This window comes from Acetobacterium sp. K1/6 (genome assembly GCF_034438075.1).
Lineage (GTDB): Bacteria > Bacillota > Clostridia > Eubacteriales > Eubacteriaceae > Acetobacterium > Acetobacterium carbinolicum.
The window spans coordinates 133824-158549 of sequence record NZ_JAXQGA010000002.1; the positions used below are offsets into that span (position 1 = coordinate 133824).

The window sequence follows — 24726 nt, forward strand, 5'->3', positions numbered from 1 at the left end:
ATGAGGAAAAATGATGAAATGGGAAGATTCACTGGAAAAAATAAAAGGAGTCGGACCCAAGCGGCGTGAAGCCCTGGAGAAGGCCGGAATTAAATCAGTGGGTGATCTGCTGTCATATTATCCCAGAAGATACATTGATCGAAACGTCTTTGGGAGTTCGGCACAAGTTTATGAGGATCAGGAAATTTCGATTAAAGCGACTATTCTAGATCGTGGTCGGCTCAATCGAATACGGGGAAATCTATCGATTTTTTCAGTGCCGCTACTATGGGAAGAAAAAAAAATCGCGGCGGTGTTTTTTAATCAACCCTATTTAAAAGGGTCCTTCCAGGAGAATCAGGATTATTATTTCTATGGCAAGGTGAAAAAAAACCATGGGGATATAAAGATCACTAATCCGCAGTTTGTGAGTGCCAATCATCCGGGTAATTTCTTTGAGTTGACACCAGTGTATCGCAAGATTCAGGGGCTTCCCGGTAGCGTTATACCCAAAACCTTGAGTCAACTCTTTACGGCCGAACTTGAGGTGCCTGACGCGATGCCGGCGGAAATCCGCTCCTCTGAAAAATTGCTGGATATGAAAAGTGCTTTAAAGGCGATTCATTTTCCGAAAAAGCCTGAAGATGTTGTTCGGGGGATTGACCGGCTCAAATTCAATGAAGCACTAAAAATAAATATGGGGATCATGGCCGGGGCCCGGGAAAAAAGGTACTCGGATATTGACATTAATCTGTTTGCCGGTTTAGAGCCCTTTATTGGCAGCTTGCCATATGATCTGACTGCCAGTCAGCGCTCAGTAATTGGTGACATGATTGCTGATTTAAAAAGCGGCCAGGTCATGAATCGGCTGGTTCAAGGTGATGTGGGATCTGGTAAAACCGTTATTGCGGTGATTGCGGCCTGTCTGATGGCACAAAATGGCTATCAGACAGCGTACATGGCTCCAACTGAGATATTGGCTATGCAGCATGGTCGTAACTTTGCTGACCTTTTAAAAAACGCCGGCATTACTGTGGAAGTGGTAACCGGAAGTCTCAAAGCCAAAGAGAAGCGCGAAATTCTTGAGCGGGTAGCAAAGGGAGCAGTATCGGTAATTATCGGCACCCACGCGCTGATTCAACAGTCGGTGGAATACTATAACCTGGGGTTGGTGATCACCGACGAACAACATCGTTTTGGGGTAAAGCAGCGGAGTCAGTTAGCATTAAAAGGTAGAAAGCCCCACACCATGGTTATGAGTGCTACGCCAATCCCGAGAACCCTGGCTTTGATCCTGTACGGAGATTTGTCGGTTTCTTATATCGATGAACTGCCCAAAGGCCGAAAACCGATTAAAACCTACTGCTATAATGAAGCGTCACTGTATAAAATTCTGGGCTTTGTCGAGGAGCAAATGTCAAAAGGTCGGCAGACCTTTGTGATATGTCCATTTATCGAGGCATCAGATGAGCTTCTAGAGGTTCGCGATACGGAATCGGTGTATTTGGAATTACTACAAAAAATTGATCCGAAATATCGAATGGCATGCCTTCATGGTCGTCTAAAAAGTGAGACTAAAGAAGCGATCATTCAGGCATTTAATCAGGGTCAGATCGATTGTCTGGTGGCAACCAGTATTATTGAGGTTGGTATTGACGTGCCTAACGTTAGTACAATGATTATTCTCAGTGCCGAACGATTTGGGCTATCCCAACTCCATCAGCTGCGTGGTCGGGTGGGGCGGGGAAATCATCAGTCTTTTTGCTTTCTGGTCACCAATTCTAAAAGCGAAGATACCCTGGCCCGGATGAAGGTGATTGTAAACAATCGTGACGGACGAAAGATTGCCGACGAGGATTTTAAATTGCGGGGACCAGGAGATTATTTTGGGTTTAAACAGCACGGCTTGCCCAAATTGGGTTTACTTGATCCCACCCAGGAACTGGTCTTGATTAAACGAACAAAAGAGATCGCCGAGGTTATTTTTGAATCTACCAGTCAGGAAATGATGACCTTTCAACACGACGTATTAAAATCATTTTATATTGAGATAGCAGATATATCATTTAACTAGGAGGAAAAATGCGAATAATTGCCGGGGAGAAGCGTGGAAAAAAATTGGTGACGATCACTGGTGATACGATCCGACCAACAGCAGACAAAATCAAAGGGGCAATTTTCAATAGTCTCCAGAATGAAATTAGAGAAGCAGCCGTATTTGTGGACTTGTTTTCGGGTACGGGGGCGATGGGTCTGGAAGCGTTGAGTCGCGGCGTGGCGTTGGGGTATTTTTTTGATTGCTCCAGTGAAAGTATAAAAACAACAAAAAAAAACATTGATCTGTTGGGTTATGAAGACCGGTCCCGGGTATTTAATCAGTCTGCCCGCAGTGGGGTGGAAATGCTGACCCGCGATCAGGTCCAGTGTGACATTATCTTTATGGATCCTCCTTACTGTCAGGTCGATGAGATTTACCAATTACTTGAAATGATTTCTGAAAAAGAAATTCTGACTGAAAATGGAAAATTAGTGATAGAAACAGAAAAATCTGTTATAATGCCATTAGTAAAAAATAAATTAACGTGTTACAAATCAAAAAAGTATGGTATCACGACAATTAGTTATTATTCTAGGGAGAATTATGAACACAAAAATTGCAGTTTACCCCGGGAGTTTTGATCCCATAACCAAAGGTCATCTTGACATGATTGAAAGAGCAGCAAAAATATTCGATAAGGTGATCGTTTGTGTGATGGTTAACAGCAGCAAAAATTATCTTTTTACCTGTGAAGAACGGGTCGCGTTGATTAAAAATGTTCTTTCTGGAATCGAAAACGTTGAGGTTGATTTTTATGACGGACTTCTGATCGATTATGTCAGAATGAGAAAAACCAATATCATTGTCAAGGGGCTTCGGGCTTTTTTGGATTTTGAATATGAATTTCAAATGGCATTAACCAATAAGCATCTTGATAATGAGATTGAAACATTTTTTATGATAACAAGTAATAAACATTCGTATTTAAGCTCGACGTTGGTAAAGGAACTTGTTAAATATCAGGGCGACGTATCTGATTTTTTACCAAAAAGTGTAGAGAAAGCGATACAAAAGAAGTATGAGGAAGGATGTATGAAATGAGGGTACTTGACTTATTAGCAGAATTAGAAGAAGTCGTGGAAAAAGGAAACACGCTTCCTTTTTCATCAAAAGCGTTAGTAAATCCTGAAGAAGTGATCGAAATTATTGATGAAATCAGGGATTCACTGCCAGAAGAACTGGCAGAAGCAAAAAAAATTGTTGCCGAGCGGAAAAAAATTATTTTTGCAGCCCAAAGTGAAGCTGACCATATCAAAGCTGAGGCTGAAAAGCGACTTAGAGAATTAATTGACACCAATGAAATAACAAAAACCGCGACCGCTAATGCTAATGAGATTATGCGAAACGCAAACACAAGTGCGAAGGCTTTAAAAACAGGCACGCAAAACTATGCTGATAAGCTACTCTATAGTTTTCAGATACAGTTAAAAGAATTAAACGATCAAATTGAACAGAATCGGCGTGAATTAAAAAATATGAAATAATTGGTATGTCAGGGGTTGTGTGATGAACACGGCCTTTTTTATGCCTAACTACTAAAGTATAAGAGGTGAAAAAATGATTGAAATAGGAAAAGTACAAACATTGACAATTGAACGGATAACGCCCATTGGAGCATATTTATCGGATGGATTTGATACAACCGACGTGGTCTTGTTGCCAGAAAAAGAAGTGCAAAAGAATGCTAAAGCTGGTGATCAAATCGACGTATTTATTTACCGGGATTCTAAGGATCGTCTGATTTCAACGACTCGAGAACCGAAAATCCAATTAGGCTCATTTGCAGTGCTTAAGGTTGCAGATGTTACCAAAGTAGGCGCTTTTTTGGAGTGGGGACTGGAGAAAGATCTTTTACTTCCTTACAATGAGCAAACCGTCAAGGTGCAAAAAGGCCGAGACTACCTGGTTAATCTGTATGCCGATAAAAGTGACCGCTTATGTGCGACCATGAAAATCTATCCCCTACTGAAAGTCGGTGGGCCCTACAAATTGGGGGATTGGATTGAAGGCTATGTGTATCAGATTAATCCGGAAATTGGTGCTTTTGTGGCTATTGATAATCTGTATCACGGCTTAATTCTGATCAAAGATGCAAATTCAGACATACATTGCGGGGAAAAAATCCATGCCCGGGTATCCGAAATCCGAAACGACGGAAAACTGGTCTTGAGTCCCAATAAAAAAGCTTATAAAGAAATACCTAAAGATGCTGTTGTTATTCTGACAAAGTTAAACGAAAGTCAAGGTTTCTTGCCGTATAATGATAAAACCGATGCATTTATAATAAAAAAAGAATTTAATATGAGTAAGAGTTCTTTTAAGCGTGCGGTGGGTAAATTATTAAAAGAGAAAAAAATCAGGATAACAGAAAGAGGCATTGAGAAAAATGGAAAATAAAAAATCCCGGGTCGTTATTATGGGGTGTGAATCCTATGACAATGAACTGGTTTATGAAAAACTAAAGTCAGCTGTGGAACTTCTTGGCGGGATTGAACAATTCGTAAACAGGCAAGAGCGGATTTTGCTCAAACCCAATCTACTCAGAGGAAAAACGCCAGACGCTGCGGTTACCACACATCCAGCAGTATTTGAAGCGATGATCCGATTGCTACAAGAGGCAGATTACAACCGCCTTTTCTATGGCGATTCGCCTGGCTTTGGTTCTCCCGCCGGAGCTGCGAAAGAAAGCGGTCTCGCGGCCATTGCGGCGCAGTATGAGGTACCCTTAAAAGATTTCAGTAGCGGTCAGCAGATGGATTTCCTGCTTGGCATCGGAACCAAGAAATTTGATATCGCCCAGGGGGTTTTAGAGAGCGATGCCATCATCAGTCTTTCAAAAATGAAAACCCATGGCCTGACCCGGATCACCGGGGCGATCAAAAACCAATTCGGTTGCGTCTACGGATTAAATAAAGGGATGTCCCATGCCCATTATCCGAATGTCAGAATTTTTTCAAAAATGTTGGTAGATTTGAATCGCTATCTGATCCCAAAGCTGAGGCTTTTTGTGATGGATGGAATTGTTGCCATGGAAGGTAATGGGCCGGCATCGGGAAAACCCGTTCCCATGAAGGTGTTGCTTGTATCTGACGATCCCGTTGCTTTAGATGCGACTTTTGCCAGAATGATCAATCTGGATCCCACCTTTATCCCAACCATTACCTATGGTGAAGAAATGGAGCTGGGCTACTGGACCGAAGAAAACATTGAAATGTTGGGAGAACCCCTCGAAAAATTTTATAAGCCTGACTTTGATGTGGTTCGGATTCCTGTCCATGAAGGTGAACCATCGACCCTTTCGTTTTTTAAACCGATACAGGATTTTATTATTCAAAAGCCGGTGGTTGATAAGGAAAAGTGCATCGGTTGTGGCATCTGCGAAGCGAGCTGTCCGGTTGAGAAAAAAGCCATCCGCATTGTTAATCGCAAGCGCAGAAAATATCCGTTGTATTTTTACAGCCGTTGTATACGCTGTTACTGTTGTCAGGAAATGTGCCCGGTCGGCGCTATTTCAGTCAAAACGCCACTCCTGGGAAAATTAACAATTTATAAAGACTAACTTTCATTTGCTTTTGTCCAAAATATCTTCTCTTTAAAGAGAAAAAAGCATTGACAAAATACGTAAATTTTAATATGATATTTTGAAATACTTAAAAAGGGAGTGATTCCACTGTTAGCATCAAAATTAATTTTAAAATGTCTCGAACGAGAAAATGTTGAGTATGTGTTTGGTTATCCGGGAGGTGCCTTGCTGCCTCTCTATGAAGCATTCAGAACATCTCCGGTAAAGCATATTTTAGTGCGCAACGAACAGACAGCACCCCATTATGCGAGTGGATATGCCAGAGAATCTGGGCGTGTTGGCGTATGTTTAGCAACATCCGGACCTGGTGCAACTAATCTGGTAACAGGTATTGCAACCGCTTACCTTGATTCAATTCCAATTGTCGCCATCACCGGCCAGGTGGATCGGGCGCTGATCGGAACAGACGCCTTTCAGGAGGCAGATATCACTGGTGCAACCGCTCCCTTTACAAAACATAGTTATCTTGTTCAGAGTGCGGCGGACATTCCGAGAATTATTAGAGAAGCTTTTCACATCGCGTCAACAGGTCGTCCCGGGCCAGTTTTGATCGATATTCCCAGAGATGTTCAGCTTGAAAATGTTAAAACCGGGCTGACTTGTGACAAGGTTGACATTATGGGGTATAAACCCAATTTAAACGGCCACAGCGGACAGATTAAACGAGCCATCAAAAAGATTAAAGAAGCGGAAAAACCAGTTATTTATGCTGGTGGTGGCGTTGTGCTGGGAAAGGCTCAAAAGGAACTGCTTGCTTTTGCTGAGAAAAACAAGATTCCGGTAATTACCTCACTGATGGGGATTGGTGCGTTTCCGGAAGATCATCCACTATACTGTGGTATTGTCGGTAGCCACGGCTATAAGTATTCCAATGTTGTAATGAACGGTGCCGATTTAATCATTAATATTGGTGCCCGAATGTCCAACCGGGCCACATCCCATCTGACTAAATTTGAAAAAGACACCGATTTTGTTCATATTGATATCGATCCAGCGGAAATTGGCAAAAACATGGAAACAAATATTCCGATTGTTGGGGATGCAAAGACTGTTTTATCGGAGCTGATTCAAAAAGATACCTTAGTAGAACATAACGCCTGGCTTGCTGAAATCGAAAACATTCGCAGTGAAAATCCGCTCGTTTATGATGCCGATCCTCCTTGTAGCGATCTGATCAATCCAAAAATACTATTTAAGGATATGTCTGAAATGACCGCGGATGACGCGACGGTTGTCGGTGATGTGGGATTAAATCAGATCTGGTCGGCCTTGTATTACCAGATTATTAAAAACCGAAAATACTATACTTCTGGTGGATTAGGGACGATGGGCTACAGTATTCCAGCAGCCTGCGGTGCGTCTTTCGCAACCCTAGACAAGCCTAAGGAAATTTTCATCGTCTGCGGTGATGGCAGTTTCCAGATGAGTATGGGTGAACTGGGAGTCATTGCTGAACATCAGTTAAATGTTAATATCATTCTGATTACCAATTCCAAGCTGGGGATGGTACGGCAGCTACAGTTTGATAACTATGGAAAAGGACATTATAGCGGAACGGATATTAATTTTGACGTTGATTTTATGAAGCTGGCTGAAGCCTATGGTATAAAAAATTATAAGGTTGATAAAAACGTCGACTTTAACAAGGTGCTACCGGAAGCGATTAAACACCAGGGCCCGACCTTGATTCAATGCCAGGTTCATCCGGATTTCATAAGAATATAGGGAGAATGGTTATGGAGAAAAAAACCTGTTTATCATTACTGGTAGAAAATAATTTTGGTGTATTAAGCCGCATTTCAGGGCTTTTTGCACGACGCGGTTATAATATTGACAGCTTGACAGTAGGTACTACCGAGAATGCCGAGCTTTCCCGGATTACCATTACTGTTACCGGAGACGATCAAATTCTAACCCAAATAAAGAAACAATTAAATAAACTCATTGATGTGATTACGGTTATTGAACTTAAACCCGATGATTCCATTATTCGAGAGTTGGTTTTTATTAAGGTGAAGGCAGATGACACCACCCGTTCTCAGATTGTCGAGATTGCCAATATGTTCCGGGCCAATATTGTTGATGTATCCAGAGAAAGTCTGGTCATTGAAATTACCGGTACCCGATATAAAATTGAAGGCTTCTTTGAAATGGTTGAACCCTATGGTATTTTAGAGTTCGTCCGATCTGGAGATACTGGTTTGCAGCGGGGCGGAAAGATTCTTTCGGTCTAAATAGTCAACATTTGTGAGATCTTAATAAAACATAAACCTTATTAATAAAACAAAGACCCTTTGAAGACATTTTTTCAAGGGTCTTTTTAAGTGCGCAAATTTTAATCGTTAAAACGTGGATGGCGGCCATCGGTTTTTGGTGTGCCCCATTAATAAGGTATAGGAACACGAAAAGGCAGCTGAAGAAGTCATTAAGAAGAAGTAAGTGTAAGTTATTCAGGACCGAGTTAAGAGGGATATTAAATATGATATAGAACAACAACAAAATAGATATGTATTGATGGTAAAGGTTTCATTGAAAAATGATAAAATCGGTGTTACCATGAAATTAAGGAGGAAGAGGTGAACTTGCGGTGCACAGTTTAAATGTGACGAGACTTAAAGATGTAATCGATTATACGAATAGGCTGGCAGGTGGTTATTCTAAAGGGAATGTGCTTTACAGACGTATCCAATCCTGGATTAGATTAGCCAATGATTGTTTAAACGAAAATGACGATTAGAATATGTCAACAAAGTAGTGGTAAGATTTAGGGATAATGGATTAAAAAAATTATAAGGAGGAAACAAAATGGGATTAAATTGGTTTAGAGTTCCAAAAGACATCGTATTTGGGGAAGGAGCACTTTCATATTTAGCGGGGCTTGAAGGTAAAAGAGCGACACTTGTCACTGGTGGCAGCTCAATGAGAAAGAATGGATTCCTGGATGAAGCAAAAGCACAGCTCGAAAAAGCAGGCATGGAAGTGTCTATTGTTGATGGCGTTGAGCCAAATCCATCAATTGAAACAGTCGTTCGTGGGGGCCAGGAAATGGCAGAATTTGGTCCGGACTGGATCGTTGCCATTGGTGGTGGATCAGCATTAGATGCGGCTAAAATCATGTGGGTATACTATGAATATCCGGACACTGTTTTTGAAGATCTGGTTGCTGGAAAGTTTCCAAAGCTTAGAACAAAGGCAAAATTTATCGCAGTGCCTTCAACCAGCGGAACGGCCTCAGAAATTACCGCCTTTTCAGTGATTACCGACACTAAAAACCATATAAAATACCCCTTGGTATCGTATGAAATGACGCCAGACATCGCTTTACTAGATGCTGTCATTCCCTCGAAAATGCCAGCTCATATTACAGCCAATACGGGCATGGACGTATTGGCTCATGCTGTGGAAGCTTGGGTCTCAACAGAAGCCACAAGTTTTACAGATCCATTAGCTTATGAAGCGATTCGGCTGGTATTAAAACAATTGCCAGTGGCGTTTAAACAACCCAATGATATTAAAGCCAGAGAAGATATGCATAATGCCTCAGCACTTGCCGGGATGGCCTTTACAAATGCTTCACTTGGTCTTATTCATAGTCTGGCACATAAAATTGGTGGTGAATTTGGAATTACCCACGGCCTTGCAAATGCGATATTAATGCCATATATTATTGATTACAATCGAAAAGCAACCAATAAAGTTGAAGAATTGGAAAAACAATTAGGAATTGAAAACTTAACGGTCGCTATTCAAGATTTAAATAAACGTTTAAACATTCCATTGACGCTAAAAGAAGTTGATGAAGTTGAAATCAATGAAAAAGAATACCTTGAAGTGATTGACAGAATGAGTAAAAATGCTTTTGGAGATCCCTGCACATTGACGAACCCCAGACAGTCATCCCCGGAAGATGTGAAAAAAATCTATGAATGCGCTTTTTATGGAACATCGGCTTTAGAAATTTAGTTAACAAAAAAATACTAAAGATAACAAAATAATACTGATAGAATTACAATTGCGGGTGATTCGTACCGATGCACAAGCTGATAAAAAATTGTGCTCGGGAACGGGTGACCCGCTTGAAATTTTTACCGCACGAACCAGTTGTTTATTATGAAACCGTAACCAGAGAATTAATTTAATAGAAAATTTTCTTTTTTGCTTTTAACTATTGGTAAATATGGTAAACTAACCATGGACACTCCTTAAGGCGAATCGTCTTCAAATCTGTATTTTTTTTAGTCCGTAGGGAGTATGTTAAAAAAAACGTTTATTACTAGCATTAGTGTTTGCTGATGCCAATTATTAATTGAACCCGAAAGGAGTTTTACATGAATCAAGAAAAACATGAACATGGATGTAGCTGTGGTTGTCATGGAGATCAACCAAAGCCTTTTGAGGAACTGGATCCGGTTTTGGACCACTACGCCGACATCCCCGGAAGTCTGATCACCATCATGCAGAAAGCTCAGGAACTGTACGGCTTTTTATCGGTTGCTCTGATGCGTCATATTGCGGTGGAAACCAATACCAGCATTGCTAAAGTTTACGGGGTAGCTACTTTTTATACCCAGTTTAGGTTTGAACCGGTAGGAAAATACCTGATCATGCTATGCCAGGGAACTGCCTGTCATGTCAACGGGTCCAAACTGGTAGAAGAAGCGGTGATGGATTACCTGGAGATCAATGAAGGTGAGACCACAGCAGATGGTCTGTTTACCCTCAACAACGTCGCTTGTCTGGGGTGCTGCAGCTTATCTCCGGTGATGATGATCAATGATGATACCTATGGACAACTGACCAAAGAAAAGGTAACCCGCATTCTGGCTGAGCTAAAAGAAAATGCCAGCAGCGGTGCCAACGGAGCAGAACAGCTTGCGCAGGAGGTGACAGCATGAAAATTGTAATTGGAGCTGGTAGCTGCGGGATTGCTGCCGGAGCACACAAGGTGCAGACTGCTTTTGAAGCCATCCTTGCTGAAAAAAACCTGGACTTGACCATTGAACAAACGGGGTGTATTGGTACTTGTTACTTGGAACCAATTGTTGACCTGATTACTGAGGACGGTAAAAAACTAACCTTTGTTAATGTTACAACTGCCGATGCCCGACGAATTGTTGAGGATTATGTGCTGGGCGAGGATGAGCTGAAAGATTTGCAGATCTCGGATTCTGATCTTACCATGATCGGAAAACAAAAGCGGATTGTTTTGCGTAACTCCGGCATCATCGATCCCGAGCGGATTGAAGACTATCAGGCGGTAGATGGTTACCTAGCTGCTAAAAAATGTCTCACTGAACTATCCCCGGAAGAGATTATTGAAACTGTTAAAATAGCGGGTTTAAAAGGTCGGGGCGGTGCCGGATTTCCGACCTGGTTCAAATGGGACGCCGCTAGAAAATCACCCGGAAAAACCAAGTACATGGTCTGTAATGCCGACGAAGGCGATCCCGGTGCTTTCATGGACCGATCTGTTCTTGAAAGTGATCCCCATGCTTTGATCGAAGGAATGCTAATCGGTGCTAAAGCCATTGGCGCCAATGAAGGGGTTATCTACGTCCGGGCTGAGTATCCCCTGGCGATTGTACGTTTACAAAAAGCCATTGATCAGGCACGGGAAAATGGTTTTTTGGGTAATGACATCTTTGAAACCGGATTCGACTTTGATCTGCGTATCAAAGCCGGTGCCGGTGCCTTTGTCTGTGGTGAAGAAACGGCGCTGATTGCTTCATTAGAAGGCGAACGCGGCATGCCCCGATTAAAACCGCCCTTCCCGGCCCAGAAAGGCTACTGGAATGCGCCAACCAATATCAATAACGTCGAAACCTTTGCCAATGTTCCCTGGATTTTTAGAAACGGTGGCGAAGCCTACGCGGCTTTGGGTACTGCTGAGAGCAAAGGGACTAAGGTTTTTGCTTTAACGGGCAAAGTTAAACGGGGTGGCTTGGTAGAGATTCCCATGGGACTAACCTTAAGAGATGTTATTTACGAGATTGGTGGGGGGATTAAAGCAGATATCGCCTTTAAAGCCGTTCAAATGGGAGGACCATCCGGAGGATGTATCCCGGCGAGTCTCCTTGATACCCAGATCGACTACGCTGAAATCACTAAAACCGGCGCGATCATGGGCTCCGGTGGGATGGTGGTTATGGATGAAAACACCTGTATGGTCGACATGGCCCGGTTTTTCCTCGACTTCACCTGTAAAGAGTCCTGTGGTAAATGCACTTACTGTCGGGTTGGTACCACAAGAATGCTGGAAATCCTCAATCGAATTACTCAGGGCGAGGGTCTGGACGGTGACATCGAACTGCTAGAAGAACTTTGTTATAAGATTAAGGATGGTTCCATGTGTGGTTTGGGTCAGACAGCGCCTAACCCGGTGTTAACCACCATCAAATATTTCCGAAACGAATATGAAGATCATATTTATCATAAAAAATGCACCGCTAAAAGCTGCAAGCCGCTATTGACCTATACGATTGATAAAGAAAAATGTGTCGGTTGTGGGGCCTGTAAGAAGAATTGCCCTGTGGATGCGATTACCGGCGAGAAGAAAAAAGTGCATGAAATCAGTCAGGACATTTGTATCAAGTGTGGCAAATGCTTCTCTGTCTGTAAATTTGATTCTGTCATCATTGACTAGAAAGGAGTGGGAGAATGAAACAATATAAAATGAACATCGATGGAAAAGAAGTAACCGGTCGTCCGGGACAAACCATTTTAGAAGTAGCCCGGGAAAATGCAATAGATATTCCCACCCTATGCTATGACGAACGCCTGGAGATTTATGGGTCCTGCGGACTCTGTGTCGTAGAGGTTGCTGGCATCCCCAAAATTTTAAAAGCCTGTGCCACCGAAATCACCGATAATATGGTGGTAAACACGAAGACCCCCCGGGTCATTGAATCCCGAAAAACCAATCTGGAGCTGTTGCTCTCAAAACATATTGGGGACTGTGTAGCACCCTGTAAACGGGCTTGTCCCGGCACCACTGACTGTCAGGGGTATGTTGGCTTAATCGCCAATGGTGAATTTGCCGAAGCCTTAAAGCTGATCAAAGAACAATTGCCATTGCCTGGGGCGATTGGCCGGGTCTGTCCACATCCTTGCGAAACGGCCTGTCGCCGGGGCGAAGTTGATGAACCCATCGCCATCGCCTGGCTCAAACGTTTTGCCGCTGACTTCGATATGACTCATGACATGTTTATGCCCGAAATCGCAAAAGCGAGTGGCAAGACAATCGGGATCATCGGTGGTGGACCGGGCGGACTTACCGCTGCCTACTATCTGATTCAATCCGGTCACGCTGTTACCATCTATGACGCTATGCCCAAAATGGGGGGGATGCTCCGCTATGGAATCCCTGAATATCGATTACCCAAAGGGGTGGTGGATGAAGAAGTGGAATTGATAAAAGAGATGGGCGTTGTCTTTAAAAATAACACCCGGGTCGGTGTCGATATTCCCTTTGAAACCATCCGTAAAAACCACGATGCTGTTTATGTCGCATTAGGTGCCTGGACGAGTTCCGGACTACGGTGTGAAGGCATTGACGCCAAAGGGGTCATCGGTGGGATCGAATTGCTGCAACAGGTAGCCAATAACGAACCCATTGTGCTTGGCGAAAAAGTTGCCATCGTCGGTGGTGGCAACACCGCCATGGATGCCTGCCGAACCGCACTGCGACTTGGTGCCAAAGAAGTCTATAATATCTATCGTCGAACCAAAGCAGAAATGCCGGCGGAAGAAATTGAAATTATCGAAGCTGAAGAAGAAGGGGTTATCTTTAAAAATTTGACCAACCCCATTGAAGTTATTAAAGGGACGGATGGACAGATCGTCAAAATTCGACTTCAAAAAATGGCCCTGGGAGAACCGGATGCCAGCGGTCGTCGATCGCCAGTTCCTATCGACGGTGAAGAAGAGATCATTGATGTCGATACATTGATTCTGGCCATCGGCCAGGGGATCAATCCCAAAGGACTAGATGACCTGGAACTGACCAAATGGAACACCGTTCTGGCCGATGAACAAACCTTCCGAACGAATTTAGACGGCGTTTTTGCTGGTGGAGATTGTATTAACAGCGGTGCTTCCATTGTCATTAAAGCCGTCGGCGATGCCAAAAAAGCGGTTCCTTTTATCGAAGGATACTTAAGTGGAGAAGCTATTGCTTACCATGAACCCTACTTTGTGATTCGTGAATCGGTGGATCAGGACTATTTGGAAAGCATTAAGAAAAACAAACGACCGGTGATGACTCACCTGGCACCAGATGCCCGTAATGATAATTTTCTGGAAGTGGTGGAAGGATTCAGCCCGCTTCAAGCGGTGGAAGAAGGAAAGCGTTGTCTTGAATGTGGCTGTCAGGATTACTTCGAATGTAAGCTGGTCGCCTATGCCAACGAATATGAGGTTAAGCCAGAGCGCTTTAAAGGCAAGAACCCGGAAGCAAAAATCCAGGATGACCACCCCTTTGTAATTCGGGATAACAGCAAGTGCATTACCTGCGGCCTTTGCGTCCGGGTCTGCGAGGATATTATCGGCGTTTCAGCGTTAGGTCTGGTGGATCGTGGTTTTGAGACCATTGTGGAACCGGCCCTGCGCCAGCCTCTTAAAGATACAAGCTGCGTCAGTTGTGGACAATGTATTGCTGTTTGTCCCACAGGCGCCTTAAGAGAAGGGCTTATTGGCATTAAACAAGTGCCCATGGATACAGATAAAACCGAATCGACCTGCGGTTATTGTTCGGCCGGTTGCCAAATTATCATTGAGTCGAAGGGCGATACCATTATCAAGGCCATTCCGCAGAAAAACCACCAGGATATCAATCAAGGTGTTATGTGCGGTCGGGGGCGATTCGGTACCAATCTGGTGCAGTGGGAAAATCGACTGACGACCCCGTTGATTCGCAATAAACAGGGTGAACTGGAAGAATCCAGTTGGTACGATGCCTTTGTGATGATTGCAAAAAAATCCCAGAGCATTGCTGCTCGATACGGAAGTGATGCCGTAAAAATGGGCATATCACCTAAATATACAAATGAAGAAATTTTTAACATGACTCAACTGGCTAAGGTGCTTCGAGCAGAGACCTTTAGTTTTTCCAATCGGGAACAGGGTGAAGACACGGTTCTGCCTGGCAACGATGCAATTGGCGACATGAATGCAATTGTGACCGCGGATACCATTCTGGTGCTCGGATTGTTACCAGTGAACAACCCCATTGTCAAATATAAACTGACTCAGGCATCAAAAAAAGGCGCCAATATTTTTGTCATTAACCACTTAGAAAGTGGTTATGATCATATCGCGGATGAGTTTATTACTGAATGTGATGATCTTGAATTCCTGGGAGAAATCACCAGGTATGTCCTTGAAAATGGTAAACTGAAAGCGGATGTGACAAATTTGGACACATTAAAAGCATCGCTTGCGGATTTTGAAATCGGTGATGAAGCTCAAATTATTGGTGAAGGCCTGGTTAATGCTAAAAACCTGGTCGTCGTTATGGGTGATAAGTATATCACCGCAGAAGCTTCGGCCCTGGTTGGCGATATCCTCGGACTCCTTGGCAAATTTGATGGTAAACGTAGTGGCATTTTCAGAGTAGCCGTTAAGAACAACAGCCGGGGTTTAAAAGCGCTGGGGGTTGTTAACACACCAACGGTTCTAAAAACGGCGAAAGCGCTGCTGCTCTTCGGTGAGGAACCCAATGCAGATCTAAGCGGATACGAATTTTTAATGGTTCAGGATACTCACCTGAGTTCGGCTGCCCAGAATGCCGATGTGGTATTGCCGGCACTGGCTTTCGCGGAAGTGAACGGTACCTTTGTGAACACAGAAGGCCGACTCCTTAAGGTGAAAAAGTCAGTAGAAAATCCGTTGGGAATTAACAATATTAAGATGGTTCAGGCAATTGCTGAAATTTTGGCGGAGGATCTTGGCTCAGTTTGTCCAGGAAAAATTCTAAAGGCTATTGGGGAAACAACCCCAGCATTTAAAAACGTTGACATTGGTGAGATTCTAAACACCCAAGATCCGGATGCGGTCAGGGTGGAATTTAAGCCTTATAGTAAAGGACGGCTCTTTACCGAGATTCCTTATACTGATTACCTGATGAATGAGATTCAAGGGAAGTTGAATCAAGTTATAAAACACTAAAAGTTTATTCATTTTAAAATTCTGAATCGTTTTAGTAATTACAAGTACTAAATATTTGCTTGCAATATAATTGAGATAAACTGAATAACCAGAGCTTTCTTTCATACAAAAAGTACCGTTTTGATCGTTTACATATCAGAACGGTACTTTTTTTGAGATCGAATAGTAATAAAATTAGAGAGCAACGATGGGTTTGCTAATCTTCTTTACAGATTATCAAAAATACTTCTCGGGTGACATTAACATGCAAGTTTGCACTTCAAAGGATGGGTTGTTTTTTTTCATTACTCCTATTGGAATATAATTATTGTCCGTTATCTAATTGTCCGTGTTGAAATCGATTGGCTGATATCGCATAAATTAAGGTCTGGGTTATCCATAAAAATCCAATCAGTAAATAGGGAAAGATACCGATATTAACAGCAATGGAAGTAAGCATACAAAGTGTCACGGCACCACAATAAACAATATTCATGAGTTGATAGCATCGATAAGCCGCTTTGTAGATAATGAATTTTTCAGCTTCATCACAGCTTTTAACCCATTCTTTGTCAAAGTTAAAGTCGAGCGGGTTTCCTTTTTTTCCAGGATATAAAACCTTTGTCAATTTTATGGTAAGGACTGTCATAATCAAGGTGAATGCAGTATTTGCCAAAAAGATAAAGAAGCCTAAAAATTCAAAATCTTCAAGGGTATTAGCAATGGTAATACCGAAAAGGCAGAATCCGGTAATCATGGTAACCGAGATAAAAGGAACAAGAAATCCCAGCTGACGGTCAATCTGATCAAAGAGTATATCATTATTTTCTTCCAATTGTTTCACCTTAAGTTTGGCCGAGAAATATAAAATTAAAATAAGAATCGCACAGAGTCCAAGAAGAATCGCCTGGATTAACAAGTTATTAGTAATTATAAAATTTTGAAAACTGTTAAGACTTCTGTTGATTGCAGCCTCACCATAAACAATACTACCTCCCAATAGGCCGCCGATAAAAGCAGATAAAACCAGGATAATAAAAAATTTGATCGTCGAATTTAGTTTTTTCATAAGTTTACTCCTCTTTGTATAAAAATAGTTCTTCAACAGTTGCACCAAAAACCTTGGCGATTTTTAACGCTAAAATAACAGATGGCGAATAATCGCCGCGTTCAATCAGGCTAATGGTTTGCCGGGATGTACCGACCAGCTTTCCCAAATCAGACTGATTTAGATTGTTTCGGGCCCGATATTCTTTTAAACGATTTTCCAATACCATGCTTGTACCTCCTAAGCCAAACTTAAATTTGGCAAATAAAATTGTCAAAACGACAAATAAAGTTGTCATTAATAGTATACATCTGACAAAGATAGTTGTCAAGTGAGGAATTTGGATTTATTCAATGTTCAATTCGCGATACTTTTGGTATAATAATATTTGTTTAATTAAGCAGAAAAAGATAGAAAGAGAGATCAAATGAAAAGTATCTTAATCGACGGAAACAGTCTTTTTTACCGGACCTTTTATGCCATCCGGGAAATGTCAAATTCGAAGGGCGTACCGACAAATGCCTTATATGGCTTTGTTAATATATTAGTTAAAATTCAAGAGGAATACCAACCGGATTATTTAGGCGTTGCCTTTGACTTAAAAGGACCAACCTTCAGGCATTTAGCCTATGACGACTATAAGGGTGGGCGCCTAAATATGCCTGAGCTTCTGGCCGAGCAGTTTTCAATTCTAAAAGAGTTGCTTAGAAAGATGGATATTGCCATTGTCGAGTTGGAAGGCTTTGAAGCCGATGATATTATAGGGACCCTGGCAAGCATTGGGTCAGAAAAAGGGATTGATACAGAAATCATCACAGGCGATCGGGATGCCTTTCAGTTAGTTGGACCGAGAATTAAGGTGTTGTATACAAAAAAAGGGATCTCCCAACTGGAAGAGGTGGATGAAGCCTGGGTCAAAGACCAGTACGGATTGACGCCTAAAGATTTGATTGATTTAAAAGCTCTGATGGGAGACAAATCTGACAATATTCCCGGTATTGCCGGAATCGGCGAAAAAACAGCAGTTAAGCTGGTTCAACAATATAAAAATCTGGAAGGGATCTATGAGCATATCGACGAGCAAAAAGGTAAGCAAAAGGAAAAAATAATCGCCGGAAAAGAGGATGCGTTTATGAGCCGAATGCTGGGAACCATTAAATTGGATGTTCCCTGGCAAGGCGATTTTGAAGAACTGGCCTTTCATAATATTTTTAATCCGGAGAGTATCACCTTGCTCAAAGAATTGGAATTTAATACGTTGTTGTCAAAAATAGATGTCGCCGAAACAGTGGATACCATTGAAAAATCAGTGGCGTTTAGCTGGGTTAAAACTGACTCAGATATGGATGGTTTGTTTAATGATCTCGAAAACACTAAAGAAGTGATCATTTATTATCATCGGGAGGAGACGCAGATTTATTTAGCCCTGGGAATTGCAGACCGTTTTTATTATCTGGATTGTTTGGCCGTTAATGACTTGAAATTTTTTGAGAAACTCAAAAAACTTCCAACGATTAAAACATTGGCGATCATCAGTCAGGATTTAAAGAATCTGATCCATATTTTTCATAAAAATGACATTTTCGAAGTCACCGAAGCGTTTGATACTTATATCGCCACCTATCTTTTAAGCCCCGGAGATCAGCGATATGATTTAAAATCGGCAGCTTATCAATATCTCAATCGGACCCTTCGGGATGATGAGGAGATGTTTGGAAAAGGTAAAAAAATGCAAAAAGCCAAAGAACTCAATGAGCAGTTACTGGCTGATTATATGATCAAAAACTGTGAAACCATTAAAGATTTAAAAACCGTTCTGGAAAAAGAACTCAATGAAACAAAAATGATGACCTTGTTTAAAACCATTGAGATGCCTTTGCTGGAAGTGATGGTGTCGATGGAGGAGCTGGGCTTTAAAATTGATTTAGACCAGCTGGAAGTTTTATCCAGCGAATTTGAAAATAAGCTTACCAGCCTCACCAGTGATATCTATACGTTAGCTGAAACAGAAAATTTTAACATTAATTCGCCCAAGCAATTAGGAACCGTTCTTTTTGAACAATTAAAGCTACCAGTAATAAAGAAGACTAAAACAGGCTATTCCACCAATATTGATGTCTTGGAGCAACTCATCCACTTTCATCCAATCATTGAAAAAATCATCGAATATCGGATGCTGTCGAAGTTGGATTCAACCTACGGTCGGGGTTTGATGGCTTTTGTTGAGCCCAAAACCCATAAAATATATTCGACCTTTAATCAGACCGTGGCAGCAACCGGACGACTTAGCAGTTCCAATCCCAATTTACAGAATATTCCGGTAAAAACCGAAATGGGACGAGAAATCAGACGGGTATTCGTGCCATCGGCGACCGATCGAATGCTGGTGGATGCTGATTATTCTCAGATTGAACTTCGGGTCTTAGCCCATCTTTCCGGTGATGAGAATCTGATTGATGCATTTAAAAAAGAACAGGATATCCACACCCGAACCGCGTCGGAGATTTTTAACGTTTCCCTGGATGCGGTCACAAGAACCCAACGCGGCCAGGCCAAAGCCATCAATTTTGGCCTGATCTATGGCAAGCAGGCCTTTAGTCTCGGGAAAGATTTGGGAATTTCAAGAAACGAAGCCCAGGATTATATCGACCGTTACTTTTCCCGCTATCCAAAGGTACAGGCCTATATGGAAAATGTCAAGAGCCAAGCCAAAGAAGAAGGATATGTCACCACCATCTGGGGAAGAAGACGTTACATTCCGGAAATGAACTCCAGAAATGCCATGCTGGTTCAGGCTGGGGAAAGAATGGCCTTAAATACGCCCATCCAGGGGAGTGCGGCAGACATTATCAAACTTGCTATGATCAAGGTGTATAACCGTTTAAAAGTGGAGCGTCTGGAAGCCAAATTGATCTTGCAAGTGCATGATGAGTTAATCATCGATACCCCTCAAAATGAACATGAGCGGGTAGAACGTCTGATTAAAGAAGAAATGGAAGGAGCGGCTAAGCTTTTTGTGCCGCTGACTGTTGATGTGAACACCGGGATGTCCTGGTATGATGTGAAATAGCAGGAGCCGGTGATGAGAGTAATAGGTGTAACCGGTGGGATTGCTTCAGGTAAATCCACTGTCACAGACATCCTAAAAAAACGGTTTAGTTATATTGTCATCGACGCTGATCAATTAGCCAGACAGGCCGTAGAGAGAGGGAGTCCCGGTTTAATAAAAATAGCTGCAGTCTTTGGACAGGAAGTCATCAAAGAAAACGGTGAACTAAACCGCAGTCTGTTAGGAGAAATGATTGCTAATGATGAACAGGCCAGAAAAAAACTAAATGCCATTGTTCATCCAGTAATAAAGAAATTGTATGATTCGCAAATCGCTTTTTATAAAAAATCTGGGATCCCGACAGTTTTTTATGATTGTCCGCTACTTTTTGAAACGAATCTGCAAAATTGTGTCGATGAAACAATTCTGGTCGTGTCCGATAAAGAGATTCGCATTAACCGGATAATGAAAAGAGATAAACTAACCAGAGAACAGGCTACAAAACGTATTGAGATGCAAATGTCTGACGAGGATAAGATCAATCTGGCTGATACGATCATTGAGAACAATGGTAGTCTGGATGATCTTCTGATCACAACGAATGCTTATTTTACCAGGCGAAAGCTTCTGGTTAAATAAATATCAAAACAGAATGGGTTAGTAAATAAAATAAAAAAATAGTTGATATTTTTCTTTCATTCCTTTATAATAAGAAAACAGGGTCAAAACACCTGTTACTTATGCGAGGATGGTGGAACTGGCAGACACGCAGGTTTGAGGGATCTGTTGCAGCAATGCAGTGAGGGTTCAAATCCCTTTTCTCGCACCACTATTTAGAACAAAAAGTCGATTGCGCAAGCAGTCGGCTTTTCTTTTTTTTGAAGCTGCGAGACTTCGGTAATTCGTCTCGTGCGTTCACAAAATTAAGTTAAAAAATAGGATTAATTGTTATGATTATACCGCTGTTTTAAGTTGACTTTATAAAAAAACAGTAAGGATATGAGGTGTAGAATGAAAAAGAAAATAATAACAGGAATTTTAGCGATTGTGTTATCAATGGTAATGGTGAGTCCCGTACTGGCAGATTCAAAAAGCGCCGGTGTCGCGATTGGAGCTGATAATACTGAAGCGCAACTAAAAACAGTTTATGACTATTTCAAGATTAAAAGAGGCGATGTTGAAGAAACTGTTGTAACCAATGCGGATGAACGGGAGTATTTAGAAGGTTTGGTATCCCTTGATAAAATTGGAACGCTGGCCCTTTCCAGTGTTTATGTTCAAGAAAAATCGTCGGGAGGAATCGATCTGGAAACCCATAATATTGATTGGGTAACCGATAAGATGTATGAATCAGCTTTGGGAACGGCCGGTATCAAAAATGCGAAAGTAATCGTCGCAGCCTATACCCCGGTATCCGGTACAGGTGCCTTAACCGGCATTTATAAAGCCTATGAAGTGGCAACCGATACCCGTCTTGATGAAACAGCAAAAACGACGGCAGTTGAAGAAGTGGTGGTCGTTGGAGAACTACAGGATGCCATTGGCGATGATGCAGTTAACATTATTAATAGCTTAAAGAGCGAGATTGCCCAAACGAAGACAATGAATGATGATGAAATTCGGGAGCTGATTGTTGAGACCGCAGACAAATATGACACTGTTTTGGATGACCAGCAAATTGAAGAGATTTTGAGTCTTGTCAACAAATTTAATGAGTTGAATATGGACCCGGATACATTTCTTAAATTGGTCGAAGCCGGCCAGAGCACTCAGGGTTTTTTTCAGAAAGCATCGACCTTCTTCGAGGAAATTGGTAACTTTTTTCGCAACCTGTTTTAAGGACAGCGAGTCGGATTATTTAATCAACTAAGAAAGAATTAGAATTAAAACGTCATTGTAGTCCGGTGGATTATGATGACGTTTTAGCTTTATCTCAGGCAACAAACGTTTGCAAATTTAGATTGACAAAGATTAAGTAAAAAGTTATCATCGTATTTAAAGAAACAAACTTTAATCAATAAGAAACTAGCTTTTTAATAGTTCCTAAATAAAAAACAAATCATTCAAAACGGAGTGGTTTATATTGTTTACGGTGGAAGGAAGACACCATGAGATTTGTGCCAATATTTTGCTTGCGAGAAGGGATGGTTATTGTTTCAGACTTTTTTGGGGAACAAGGAGAGCTGATTCTGGCAAGAAAAACTGTTTTAGATGCAGCATTAATTAATAAAATTCGTAAGTATAAATGTAGTGGCCTGTATGTCGAAGAAGAACAGGTAGTAAATATACCCATCGTACACACGATCAACAGCAATGTGAGAATGAAGACGGTCAATGGTATTAAAGAAATATTTATTTGCAAAGAGAATAACGTGTCGGTCCCAAAAGAACAATTCACAAAAATGGAGAACCAGGTTGAAACGATTGTGGACGCAATTCTTAAAAGCAAAGAAATGATGCTCAATATGGTTGATCTGAAAGTATTTGATGACTATACCTATTTTCATTCGGTCAATGTAGCGGTTTTATCGATTGGCCTTGGGACTGCTTTAGGCCTTGATAAAACAGATTTATGTAATCTGGGATTTGGTGCATTACTGCATGACATCGGAAAAGTTTTTGTTCCGAAGTATATTCTCCATAAGCAAGGACCATTGACTGATAGTGAATTTACAGAAATGAAAAAGCATTCCTATCTAGGGTTTGAATATCTGACAAATGAATATGTAGGAAGTGTTGGAGCTCAGACCGGTATTTTGGATCATCATGAAAAGTTTTCAGGTGGTGGTTACCCCAATAATGCCAAAGGCGAGGAAATTTCACTCTATGGAAGAATTATCTCAATCGCCGATGTTTATGATGCCCTGACATCGGATCGGCCTTACCGAAAAGGGTTACTTCCATCAGAAGCGATCGAGTACATCATGGGCGGAACTGAAAGCTTATTTGATCCAGATCTCGTTAGTCTGTTTGTCAGAAAAATCGCGCCATACCCGATTGGAACCTCGGTTAAATTAAGCAATGGTATGACGGGTGTAGTGACTGACAATTTTGAAAGTTACTGCATGCGCCCGAATATTCGGGTATTTAAAAATGGTGATGAGAATGTAAAACCCTTTGATATCTGCCTGGCCGATCGTCGGGCCTTAAATATTACCGTTGTCGATTTTATCAGGTAGTACAACAAATTTTGGAGGTTGGTTATTTGAAAATTATTTTATTAGGAACACCCGGCGGTGGAAAAGGAACGCAGGCGAAATTGATATGTGATTGTTTTAATATTCCGCATATCTCGACCGGAGATATTTTCCGTGGGAAAATAACATCGGGAACGCCAGAAGGAAGAGAAATAAGTGCTTATACCAGCAAAGGGCAGCTTGTCCCAGATCGTATCACGATTGCGCTTGTGGAGGAACGATTAGAAAAAGAAGATTGCCAAGAGGGCTTTTTACTGGATGGATTTCCGCGCGATAAAAAGCAAGCGCAGGCTCTAGATCTTTTTATGAACAAAAAGAGTGAACAGATCAATTATGTTTTTCTAATCGATGTCCCCAAAGAAATTATTGTCGATCGTATCTTAGGGAGACGGGTCTGCCCAAAATGCGGAGAAAGTTATCACATTAAATATAATCCACCAAAGATATCGGCAACCTGCGATGTTTGCTCAACCGCATTGATTCACCGGGCGGATGACCAGGAAGAAATTATTTTGGAGCGCCTGGATATTTATAATCAAACAACACAGCCGATTCTGGAATTTTATGAGAAGAAAGCGATTCTTCATAAAATAAAAGGTGATAGCGGGATCCATGAAATATTTTCCCAAATCAGTGAGATTATAGAAAAAGAGCAAAAAAAGGCACCTTGGGAAATGAGTCCTCCAAGACTTTGATTTTCGGATCGGGTTAAGCAGTATGTTTGACAATCAGATTTAAAAATGTCCCAAAACGGCTTGTTTAATAAGTTGCAAAGTTCATAAAAAGAGCATCCCTAAGTTCTGGGACGCTCTTTTTAACGTGCTGGCAACAGGAAGGATAACTAGTTATTTACCTTCCCAAAAAGCTTCAGCCTCTTCTTCCATTTTTTCAAGACGGGTATAATAATCGGGAAACTCATTTAAATGAGCCAAGGCAATTTTACCAGTGACGAAAGGATCATCGCCGGTTACATTTGTGCGGGAATTATCCGTGCCATGCTCAAGCTCAACATCCATGCCCATTCGAAACTGTTCAATGTCAAATTTGTTCCAACTAATTCCAAGCATTCTACCCGTTTCTTTTGCTTGTTCGGTCGTAAATACTTTTTTTGCAGACATAAGATCACCTCTTCTTAAAATTTCAAAATATGACGATTCTGGTTGGTTTCATAATGATTTAACCCCATTATAGGCAGAATTTTTAAATTTGTCAATCAAGGACCAGAGGGATTTGTTTTGAAGTTAAGTAAAAGGGTAAATAAAATAACAAAACTTGAAAAAATGGAGGAAAAAATGGGATTTCAAAAAGTTGCAGAAATAAAAGATTTTGAAGAGAATGAAAAAAAACTGGTTGAAGTGGACGACAAAGCCATTTTGCTGACAAAAGTGGCGGGTGCATATTATGCTATTTCCAACAAATGCCCGCATATGGGAGGATCGTTATTTAAAGGTGACTTACAGGACGGGGTCATCACTTGTCCAAGACATGGTGCCAAATATGATGCAAAGACTGGTAAAGGTCTAAAGAAACCGAAGATTTTATTTTTTGAATTTAAATTAGAAGATGATCGTAGCTATCCGGTTAAGATTGAGGACCGTAATATACTGATTGATATAACATAAAATAATT

General features: G+C 41.5%; 21 protein-coding genes and 1 tRNA gene. 19 read left to right on the forward strand and 3 right to left on the reverse strand.

The window, feature by feature from the left end; genetic code table 11:
* Window positions 1–10: 10 nt before the first annotated feature.
* The 12 genes from recG to U2P91_RS02555 all read left to right on the forward strand — a co-directional run bounded on the left by recG (window position 11) and on the right by U2P91_RS02555 (window position 15824).
* Window positions 11–2053 carry an ATP-dependent DNA helicase RecG gene (gene recG / locus U2P91_RS02500; RefSeq protein ID WP_242988568.1) on the forward strand — a complete coding sequence of 681 codons (2043 nt, stop codon included), beginning with the start codon at window positions 11–13 and terminating at the stop codon, window positions 2051–2053.
* 8 nt (window positions 2054–2061) lie between these two features.
* A complete protein-coding gene (gene rsmD, locus U2P91_RS02505) occupies window positions 2062–2658 on the forward strand; it encodes a 16S rRNA (guanine(966)-N(2))-methyltransferase RsmD (protein ID WP_111886632.1) in 597 nt (198 codons plus the stop codon).
* Complete coding sequence (coaD, locus tag U2P91_RS02510; RefSeq protein ID WP_111886633.1) at window positions 2621–3118, forward strand: pantetheine-phosphate adenylyltransferase; 498 nt, start codon at window positions 2621–2623, stop codon at window positions 3116–3118. Before rsmD ends, coaD begins: the two co-directional genes overlap by 38 nt.
* On the forward strand, window positions 3115–3561 hold the full coding sequence (locus U2P91_RS02515) for a hypothetical protein (protein ID WP_111889651.1): 447 nt from the start codon (window positions 3115–3117) through the stop codon (window positions 3559–3561). The genes coaD and U2P91_RS02515 overlap by 4 nt, the downstream gene beginning before the upstream one ends.
* A 73-nt stretch (window positions 3562–3634) precedes the next feature.
* Entirely contained in the window at window positions 3635–4474 is an 840-nt protein-coding gene (locus tag U2P91_RS02520; protein ID WP_111886634.1) for a S1 RNA-binding domain-containing protein, read from the forward strand.
* Window positions 4464–5636 (forward strand): DUF362 domain-containing protein, encoded by a 1173-nt coding sequence (locus U2P91_RS02525; RefSeq protein WP_111886635.1) that lies wholly within the window; start codon window positions 4464–4466, stop codon window positions 5634–5636. The genes U2P91_RS02520 and U2P91_RS02525 overlap by 11 nt, the downstream gene beginning before the upstream one ends.
* 105 nt (window positions 5637–5741) lie before the next feature.
* Complete coding sequence (ilvB, locus tag U2P91_RS02530; RefSeq protein ID WP_371414201.1) at window positions 5742–7385, forward strand: biosynthetic-type acetolactate synthase large subunit; 1644 nt, start codon at window positions 5742–5744, stop codon at window positions 7383–7385.
* Between the two features lie 11 nt (window positions 7386–7396).
* The gene (gene ilvN / locus U2P91_RS02535) at window positions 7397–7894 is read left to right on the forward strand and encodes an acetolactate synthase small subunit (RefSeq protein ID WP_111886636.1); all 498 of its coding nucleotides are present in this window, start codon (window positions 7397–7399) and stop codon (window positions 7892–7894) included.
* 571 nt (window positions 7895–8465) lie between these two features.
* Window positions 8466–9623, forward strand: a complete 1158-nt coding sequence (locus U2P91_RS02540) for an iron-containing alcohol dehydrogenase (RefSeq protein WP_322518988.1) — start codon at window positions 8466–8468, stop codon at window positions 9621–9623.
* A 365-nt stretch (window positions 9624–9988) separates the two neighbouring features.
* Window positions 9989–10555: an NADH-quinone oxidoreductase subunit NuoE gene (gene nuoE / locus U2P91_RS02545; RefSeq protein ID WP_111886637.1), complete on the forward strand. Its 567-nt coding sequence runs from the start codon at window positions 9989–9991 to the stop codon at window positions 10553–10555.
* Window positions 10552–12303 (forward strand): NADH-quinone oxidoreductase subunit NuoF, encoded by a 1752-nt coding sequence (locus U2P91_RS02550; protein ID WP_111886638.1) that lies wholly within the window; start codon window positions 10552–10554, stop codon window positions 12301–12303. The genes nuoE and U2P91_RS02550 overlap by 4 nt, the downstream gene beginning before the upstream one ends.
* Before the next feature lie 14 nt (window positions 12304–12317).
* Window positions 12318–15824, forward strand: a complete 3507-nt coding sequence (locus U2P91_RS02555; protein ID WP_111886639.1) for an FAD-dependent oxidoreductase — start codon at window positions 12318–12320, stop codon at window positions 15822–15824.
* Between the two features lie 304 nt (window positions 15825–16128).
* Here the strand turns inward: U2P91_RS02555 and U2P91_RS02560 are convergent, their stop codons facing one another.
* Together U2P91_RS02560 and U2P91_RS02565 are read right to left on the reverse strand one after the other, a co-directional pair.
* Complete coding sequence (locus tag U2P91_RS02560; RefSeq protein WP_111886640.1) at window positions 16129–16872, reverse strand: DUF3169 family protein; 744 nt, start codon at window positions 16870–16872, stop codon at window positions 16129–16131.
* Window positions 16873–16876: 4 nt separating this feature from the next.
* On the reverse strand, window positions 16877–17074 hold the full coding sequence (locus U2P91_RS02565; RefSeq protein ID WP_371414202.1) for a helix-turn-helix transcriptional regulator: 198 nt from the start codon (window positions 17072–17074) through the stop codon (window positions 16877–16879).
* A 204-nt stretch (window positions 17075–17278) separates the two neighbouring features.
* On the opposite strand from U2P91_RS02565, the gene polA reads away from it, so the two are divergent.
* The 6 genes from polA (at window position 17279) to U2P91_RS02595 (ending at window position 23792) form a co-directional block, all read left to right on the forward strand.
* Window positions 17279–19921 (forward strand): DNA polymerase I, encoded by a 2643-nt coding sequence (gene polA / locus U2P91_RS02570; RefSeq protein ID WP_111886642.1) that lies wholly within the window; start codon window positions 17279–17281, stop codon window positions 19919–19921.
* A gap of 12 nt (window positions 19922–19933) precedes the next feature.
* Complete coding sequence (gene coaE, locus U2P91_RS02575) at window positions 19934–20539, forward strand: dephospho-CoA kinase (protein ID WP_322518989.1); 606 nt, start codon at window positions 19934–19936, stop codon at window positions 20537–20539.
* Window positions 20540–20642: 103 nt separating this feature from the next.
* Window positions 20643–20729: transfer RNA gene (locus U2P91_RS02580), tRNA-Leu, on the forward strand.
* A 182-nt stretch (window positions 20730–20911) separates the two neighbouring features.
* On the forward strand, window positions 20912–21739 hold the full coding sequence (locus U2P91_RS02585) for a DUF1002 domain-containing protein (RefSeq protein WP_162624372.1): 828 nt from the start codon (window positions 20912–20914) through the stop codon (window positions 21737–21739).
* 269 nt (window positions 21740–22008) lie between these two features.
* Window positions 22009–23079, forward strand: a complete 1071-nt coding sequence (locus U2P91_RS02590; RefSeq protein WP_111886645.1) for an HD-GYP domain-containing protein — start codon at window positions 22009–22011, stop codon at window positions 23077–23079.
* Between the two features lie 26 nt (window positions 23080–23105).
* The gene (locus U2P91_RS02595; RefSeq protein WP_111886646.1) at window positions 23106–23792 is read left to right on the forward strand and encodes an adenylate kinase; all 687 of its coding nucleotides are present in this window, start codon (window positions 23106–23108) and stop codon (window positions 23790–23792) included.
* A 150-nt stretch (window positions 23793–23942) separates the two neighbouring features.
* On the opposite strand, the gene U2P91_RS02600 is transcribed toward U2P91_RS02595, so the two are convergent.
* Window positions 23943–24215: a DUF5661 family protein gene (locus tag U2P91_RS02600; protein ID WP_111886647.1), complete on the reverse strand. Its 273-nt coding sequence runs from the start codon at window positions 24213–24215 to the stop codon at window positions 23943–23945.
* A gap of 174 nt (window positions 24216–24389) precedes the next feature.
* On the opposite strand from U2P91_RS02600, the gene U2P91_RS02605 reads away from it, so the two are divergent.
* Complete coding sequence (locus tag U2P91_RS02605; protein ID WP_322518990.1) at window positions 24390–24719, forward strand: Rieske (2Fe-2S) protein; 330 nt, start codon at window positions 24390–24392, stop codon at window positions 24717–24719.
* Window positions 24720–24726 lie beyond the last annotated feature (7 nt).

Coding starts and splice junctions, on each gene's coding strand:
- recG (WP_242988568.1), top strand. CDS start 11: ATGATGAAATGGGAAGATTCACTGGAAAAAATAAAAGGAGTCGGACCC.
- rsmD (WP_111886632.1), top strand. CDS start 2,062: ATGCGAATAATTGCCGGGGAGAAGCGTGGAAAAAAATTGGTGACGATC.
- coaD (WP_111886633.1), top strand. CDS start 2,621: ATGAACACAAAAATTGCAGTTTACCCCGGGAGTTTTGATCCCATAACC.
- U2P91_RS02515 (WP_111889651.1), top strand. CDS start 3,115: ATGAGGGTACTTGACTTATTAGCAGAATTAGAAGAAGTCGTGGAAAAA.
- U2P91_RS02520 (WP_111886634.1), top strand. CDS start 3,635: ATGATTGAAATAGGAAAAGTACAAACATTGACAATTGAACGGATAACG.
- U2P91_RS02525 (WP_111886635.1), top strand. CDS start 4,464: ATGGAAAATAAAAAATCCCGGGTCGTTATTATGGGGTGTGAATCCTAT.
- ilvN (WP_111886636.1), top strand. CDS start 7,397: ATGGAGAAAAAAACCTGTTTATCATTACTGGTAGAAAATAATTTTGGT.
- U2P91_RS02540 (WP_322518988.1), top strand. CDS start 8,466: ATGGGATTAAATTGGTTTAGAGTTCCAAAAGACATCGTATTTGGGGAA.
- nuoE (WP_111886637.1), top strand. CDS start 9,989: ATGAATCAAGAAAAACATGAACATGGATGTAGCTGTGGTTGTCATGGA.
- U2P91_RS02550 (WP_111886638.1), top strand. CDS start 10,552: ATGAAAATTGTAATTGGAGCTGGTAGCTGCGGGATTGCTGCCGGAGCA.
- U2P91_RS02555 (WP_111886639.1), top strand. CDS start 12,318: ATGAAACAATATAAAATGAACATCGATGGAAAAGAAGTAACCGGTCGT.
- U2P91_RS02560 (WP_111886640.1), bottom strand. CDS start 16,872: ATGAAAAAACTAAATTCGACGATCAAATTTTTTATTATCCTGGTTTTA.
- polA (WP_111886642.1), top strand. CDS start 17,279: ATGAAAAGTATCTTAATCGACGGAAACAGTCTTTTTTACCGGACCTTT.
- coaE (WP_322518989.1), top strand. CDS start 19,934: ATGAGAGTAATAGGTGTAACCGGTGGGATTGCTTCAGGTAAATCCACT.
- U2P91_RS02585 (WP_162624372.1), top strand. CDS start 20,912: ATGAAAAAGAAAATAATAACAGGAATTTTAGCGATTGTGTTATCAATG.
- U2P91_RS02590 (WP_111886645.1), top strand. CDS start 22,009: ATGAGATTTGTGCCAATATTTTGCTTGCGAGAAGGGATGGTTATTGTT.
- U2P91_RS02600 (WP_111886647.1), bottom strand. CDS start 24,215: ATGTCTGCAAAAAAAGTATTTACGACCGAACAAGCAAAAGAAACGGGT.
- U2P91_RS02605 (WP_322518990.1), top strand. CDS start 24,390: ATGGGATTTCAAAAAGTTGCAGAAATAAAAGATTTTGAAGAGAATGAA.